The organism is Streptomyces sp. NWU339 (assembly GCF_003143855.1).
Taxonomy (GTDB): Bacteria; Actinomycetota; Actinomycetes; order Streptomycetales; family Streptomycetaceae; genus Streptomyces.
In genome coordinates this window covers 1-5,522 of record NZ_QFRK01000133.1, presented here as the reverse complement: position 1 = coordinate 5,522, position 5,522 = coordinate 1, and the positions used below count along the sequence as shown (strand labels likewise).

Below are 5,522 nucleotides of genomic sequence, written 5' to 3'. Positions count from 1 at the left end.
ACGCCGGGTCCGCCGCCGCAAGCCTGGCCGGCCGGCCGGCACGTCGGCCTCGAACCTCTCCGGTTCGCCTCCTCGTCTTCGACCAGACCGCAGATCGGTCGCACACACTGAGAACACTTCAAGAATCCAGAAGTCATGTCACACCCTGGTAGAGCACACGAAGGGGGAAGAAGCCCCTGGCCACGGCCTCGGGCACTCAGCGGGCCTCAGGAGAACTCACGGGATATCGCACACCAGGGCGGTGGCGTTCTCATGGTCCGTCGCCGGGTCACGGAAGGCCGGCTGTCGTGGCAGTTCCCGGCGGGCGGGATCGAGCCCGACGAGAGCCCCGAGCAGGCAGCCGTACGCGAGACCCGCGAGGAAGTCGGCATGAACGTGACCGCGCTCAAGTCGCTCGGAGAGCGGGTCCACCCCAGGACCGGCCGCAGCATGTCGTACGTCGCCTGTGCCACGGAGTCCGGCACTCCCCACGTCGCGGACGATGAGGAACTCGCCGAGGTTGCGTGGGTTCCGCTCGGCCGGATTTCCGAGTACGTGCCCTACGGCCTCTTCGATCCGGTGCAGGTGTATCTCGACGCCGCACCGAGCCGGTGACGCCTTGCCCGACAGACGGCCGTTCGCGGTGCCCCGGTCGATGCGACCCACCGCAGCCGAAGTCATTCGGCACGGAACGACGATCTGCCCGCGCATGTGCCGAGGAACGTCATGCTGGGGGTGGGCGCGGGCGGTTCCGGCGGGGGTGCGCACTCCGCCCAGACGGTCTTGCCGGGGCCGGCCGGGCGGGGCAGGACGCCCCAGTCGTCGGCGAGGGCGTCCACCAGGAGCAGGCCCCGGCCCGACTCGCCGTCCGGGGCCGGTGTCCCGGCGACCGGCCGTCGCTCGGTGCGGGTGTCCGCGACCTCGACGCGCAGCGTGCCGTCCTCGGCCTGGGCGAGGCGCAGGTGGAAGTCGCGGCCCGGCACGTGTCCGTGCCGGACGGCGTTCGCGGTGAGTTCGGCGGCGATCAGGGTGACCGTCTCGTTCGCCGGTGAGGCGTACGGGTGGCCCCACGCGTCCAGGCGGTGCGAGACCAGCCGGCGGGCGAGGCGCGCGCCGCGCGGGGTCGAGGTGAACTGCATCGCGAAGGTGCGGGTCGGCCGGGGCGTACGCCTTTGTGGGGGAGTTGCTGACTTCATGGGGTAACCGTGGCGAACTGTGCGTAGCGTTGAACAGGCGTGACGCGCTGACCGGCGGTGGCTGTACGTCGCCGACGCGGGGCTTGTACACGGGGTGAGCCGTGACGGGTCCCCTGCGGGGCGGGTTGGTTGCGTACGCGATGACGGTGCGGGGTGTTCGGCGGTGAGTACGTACGGGAGGTGCCGGGCGTGGAGGAACAGCGACAGCAGGTGGACGGCCAGGAGCAGGAGGCGAGCGCGGGCATCCTGCACGTCTTCGGACGGCAGTTGAAGCTGTGCAGGGAGCGGGCGGGGCTGGACCGGGCGACGCTGGGGAGCAGGGCGGGGTACTCCGCGTCGACCATCGCCAGCTTCGAGCAGGGGCGGCGGATCCCGCCGCCCAAGTTCATCGACAACGCGGATGAACTGCTGGATGCGGGTGGGTTGTTGAAGGCGGGTAAGGAGGAGGTGGCGAGGGCGCAGTATCCGGCGTTCTTTCGGGATGCGGCGCGGTTGGAGGCGCAGGCGGTCGAACTCCATGTGTACGGCACCCGGGCTGTCCCTGGACTGTTGCAGACGGAGGAGTACGCCCGTGCCGTGTGCGCGATGTGGCGTCCGTTGCTGGATGCGGAACTCATCGAACAGCGCGTGACCGCACGCATGGCACGGAAGGACATCTTCGCCAGGCGCCCGGCACCGCACCTGACCTTCGTCATCGAGGAAGCAGTGCTGCACCGCCCGCTCGGTGGTGAGACCGTTTGGCGGGGACAGATGGAGCATCTCCTGCTGGCCGGGGAGCAGCGGAACGTCGAGATCCAGGTGATGCCCCTCTCCCGCAAGGAACACGCAGGACTGGCTGGCCCGTTCACCTTGATGGAGACCAAGGATGAGCGGAGGATCGCCTACACAGAGGTGCAAGGTGATAGCCACGTCCACACCGAGCGCGGGAAGGTCCGGGAGCTTGAGGCGGCGTACGGGAGTCTCCGAGCGCAGGCGCTCACACCGGCTGAATCGCTCTCGTTGATCGAGAAGCTGTTGGGAGAGAGATGAGCGGGGAAACGACCGGTCGGAACTTCGACAACCTGGCTTGGTTCAAGAGTAGTTACAGCGCCGGGGATGGCGGCGAGTGCGTTGAGGTGGCCGCCGGGAGCGGTGGCGTGCACGTACGCGACTCGAAGGACAAGGCGGGGCCGATGGTCAGCCTTGCGCCGGGGACGTGGGCGGAGTTCGTCGGCTTCGCTGCTCGGCATACCGCATAGAGCGAAGAGCATCGCAGTGCCCCGTGACGGCTGACTTGGGTCACGGGGCACTGACATGTTTACGAGGACTGCGGCGGTGACCAGCGCCCGGCCGCGATCTCGGCGTCCAAGCGGGCTTGGAAGTGAGCGTGCGCCGCCCGCATTTCGGATTCCCGGTCGGCCTTGTAGAAGGGTGCCTGGTAGCCAACCGGAGGTGGGGTGCCCTCCGGGTCCTCCAGGTGCGCCAACAGGTCGAGGTAATCCTGCTTGGTCTGGCCATGGCCGTAGGTGTTGAAGTCACCTGCGATTTTCCGACCGTTGGCATCGAAGTAGGTTACCGACTCATAGTCGTAGAGCTGCGGATAGCGAGACTTGAAGATCGTGGCGAGCTGGTCGGCAGTGATGCCGAGCCAGGCAGCCACTAGGGCGTCAAGTTCGACGAGCGCGGCTCGGCGTTCGTGTTCAGTACGTAGAGGAGTCGTGTATCGCCAGGTTGAGTTGAGGTTGGCGGCAAGCGGCTTGAGGTTGGACCAATTGGTATTGGCCCAACCTTCATAGCCCTCCCATTGAGGGTCGAACAGTTCTTCCCATAGCTGAGCATAGTGGTTGGTGAGGGCGTTCAATCGGAGAGTTCGGAGGAGTAGAGCAGGGGCAAGAGGATGTTTTGGATCTGGAGCGGGCATCTTGCGAGCCTCGCTTACCTGGAGGTGTCGCCGCCCCGTGATTCGCAACAGATAGTCCAAGGGAAGCGCGGCCCAGAACCCTGCATTAAGCGTGGTGAGCCGGTTATCAGCTAGCGCCATCGAGGAAACGCCGTCGATGTGTGCAGGGCCAGGTGGGATAAGCGCAGCATGGAGACAGCGACTGCTGTCAAAGGGGATCATCCTCCGCCAAGCAAGGCGGAAATGCGAGGTGGGTGGCTTATCATTCCAGTTGCTCTGTGCTGCTGTGTAGGTCGCTTCGTCGGTAGCCCACACATAGTTAGTCACTGGGATGTATCCCTCGGGCAACTGTGTTGGGGCTAGCGGGTCCCAGTCCCTGTTGCTTCGGCAGGGAATCCGTGGTTCTTTTGAGAAAGGAAGGGCCGATGCGAAATGTGGCCCTTGGAGGATCACATCTTTCAGTGAAGAAACTTCCTGATTTCCCCAGCGGATTAGTCCCTGCTTCTGGGCTGCCCCCTCGTCGTAGCCTGTTGTGATCAAAGGGTTGTAGGTGGCGAGTCTACGAGGATAGGAGGCCAATGCTTCGATCGCGCCTTGTTCACTGACGAGGACTGGGTGCAGCAGAGGGGTCTGTGCGGCTCCGCCCTCTGAACTCATTAGTGTGTGCCAACTGGCCAGTAGAGTCGAGTTGACATGCACCACGCGTTCACGATGGGGTCGAATATCCCACGAGCCCTCGTGTTTAATGCCGGGAGTTGGACCATTCCCGTTATGGCTCAGAGAAGCGGGGAGGACATCAGCGCCGCGTAGTTCGCTGAGGTGCATAAAGTTAGGTTCTTGAGACGTCCCATAGATATGCATGCCAAATTCTGCTGAGCGGTTCAAATCCTCAAAAGCCCAGTTCGCGGAATTGACAAAGTGTGCGTGAACTCGGAGATGTCGATATGCGGCGGCCCGGATGGCTCCTTCGCGCACGCCGCCGAAGTGGGTATCCGGATGAATTAGCCCTGTACTTCCATGCAGTGTGGCATGCCGCCACACCTGATCCATGAAGGCTCGGTAGAGGTCGGTCTTAGTTCCGGCGAGCAGCGGATAAGTGGCCGGACTGCTCAAGACGGTTGAGACTCCAGCGTTGGTGGCCAACTCTCCAAGGAAGTAGCCGTGCCCGACGGCTTCCATTAGCTCTTGTTTGCGCAGCCGCCACTCCGCAGCACTTGGCTTTTCAGCCAGCATGAACCAGGGCTCCAGCTCGGCCAGAACTTGATTCTCGTGCCAATGTGGCTGCACCCAAGGCGGATTCCCCACCTGCACATCAAACCCACCTCGCGCAAACACCTGCGCGAACTCCAACTCCCAGTGGAAGAACCCCTGCCGCCTCGCAACATCCCGAGCCACCCCCGCCCACGGATACCGCTCCTCCAGATGATGAGCCCCCTCCATGCCCATCAGATCCGGCAGAGCGTCCTCGAACCGCTCCAGCTCATCCAGCCGCTCGAACTCGGAGATCAGCGAGTCCTCCGGCACATCCCGCCGCCCCAGCAGCGACTCCGCGAAGTCCAGCCAGTCATCCAGCTCCGCCAGCGCGACAACCGCCCGGTCCCGCCCCTTCACCTGCTCCTTGCGCCGCCCCGCACGCCTCCGCTCAACGTTCTCCCGCGTGAGGCTCATCTGCTCAGGCCCCGCCGCGAACCCGGGCAGCGCATCCGCCTCCCAAGCCATCAGCACATCGTCCGCAGCCTCCGCCTCCGGAACAGCGGTGGCCTCCAGCTCGGCCACCCGCCGGTACACCTCATGCGTACCGTCCAGCAGCGCAGCACTCTGCACCGGCCAGAACCACAGCGAACACCACGCGTCCATCAGCGTCTTGAGCCGCCAGTACGGCGTGTCGACGCTTTCCAGATCCGCCAGCACCTTCTCCCGCTGGACCGCGACCTCGGGCGACCGCAGCCAGCCGTCCTCCGCGCCCCACACCGGGATCCGCCGCGAGATGTCCCGCTCGGAGATCTCCAGCCGCCGCGCGACCAGCCCCCACAGGTACTCCACGCGCCGCGCGAGCCCCTGCAACCGTTCCGTCTGCTTCTTGCTGGGTGACTTGGTGATCGCCCGCCGCCAGGCCCCCAGCGCCTTCGCCTCCTCCGGCGCCAGCGCCTTGGCCTCCTTCTCGGCCGCGACCGCCCCCCACTCCTTCGCCGGAAGCCAATGCCGTTGTTTGACTACTGAACTATCGTCGCCTGCAGTGTGATGGTCCTGGCGGGCACGTGGCGTGGTAGGGCTTTCGGTTTGCCCTTCGGTCGGTAGGAGTACAGCGAGTTGGGCCGTTTCAGGAAGCGGTCTGCCTCTCGCAGTCGGCGGGTGCCGCTGTCGAGTTTCCGGCGGACCTTCGCCGCCAGCGCGGTCAGGAATCTGCGGATCTTCGGTGGGGTGTCGGCGAGCTGGCGGACCACGCTGCGTCGGGTGTGCTTGAGGAC

General features: G+C 65.2%; 6 protein-coding genes. 3 read left to right on the top strand and 3 right to left on the bottom strand.

Annotation, left to right across the window (positions count from 1 at the left end; translation table 11 throughout):
- Positions 1 to 225: 225 nt before the first annotated feature.
- Positions 226 to 594: an NUDIX hydrolase gene (locus DIZ27_RS44105; RefSeq protein WP_258308912.1), complete on the top strand. Its 369-nt coding sequence runs from the start codon at positions 226 to 228 to the stop codon at positions 592 to 594.
- 62 nt (positions 595 to 656) lie between these two features.
- On the opposite strand, the gene DIZ27_RS44100 is transcribed toward DIZ27_RS44105, so the two are convergent.
- Positions 657 to 1,175, bottom strand: a complete 519-nt coding sequence (locus DIZ27_RS44100) for an ATP-binding protein (protein WP_258308911.1) — start codon at positions 1,173 to 1,175, stop codon at positions 657 to 659.
- A 210-nt stretch (positions 1,176 to 1,385) separates the two neighbouring features.
- On the opposite strand from DIZ27_RS44100, the gene DIZ27_RS44095 reads away from it, so the two are divergent.
- Positions 1,386 to 2,204 (top strand): helix-turn-helix transcriptional regulator, encoded by an 819-nt coding sequence (locus DIZ27_RS44095; RefSeq protein ID WP_109383873.1) that lies wholly within the window; start codon positions 1,386 to 1,388, stop codon positions 2,202 to 2,204.
- Complete coding sequence (locus tag DIZ27_RS44090) at positions 2,201 to 2,413, top strand: DUF397 domain-containing protein (protein WP_109383870.1); 213 nt, start codon at positions 2,201 to 2,203, stop codon at positions 2,411 to 2,413. The genes DIZ27_RS44095 and DIZ27_RS44090 overlap by 4 nt, the downstream gene beginning before the upstream one ends.
- A gap of 59 nt (positions 2,414 to 2,472) precedes the next feature.
- Here the strand turns inward: DIZ27_RS44090 and DIZ27_RS44085 are convergent, their stop codons facing one another.
- The gene (locus DIZ27_RS44085; RefSeq protein ID WP_258308910.1) at positions 2,473 to 5,097 is read right to left on the bottom strand and encodes an Eco57I restriction-modification methylase domain-containing protein; all 2,625 of its coding nucleotides are present in this window, start codon (positions 5,095 to 5,097) and stop codon (positions 2,473 to 2,475) included.
- A gap of 170 nt (positions 5,098 to 5,267) precedes the next feature.
- On the bottom strand, positions 5,268 to 5,522 hold a 255-nt coding region (locus DIZ27_RS46440), incomplete at its 5' end, for a hypothetical protein (RefSeq protein ID WP_181384032.1).

Excerpts from the sequence above, each read along its gene's own strand:
- DIZ27_RS44090 (WP_109383870.1), top strand. The coding sequence starts at position 2,201 with ATGAGCGGGGAAACGACCGGTCGGAACTTCGACAACCTGGCTTGGTTC.
- DIZ27_RS44100 (WP_258308911.1), bottom strand. The coding sequence starts at position 1,175 with ATGAAGTCAGCAACTCCCCCACAAAGGCGTACGCCCCGGCCGACCCGC.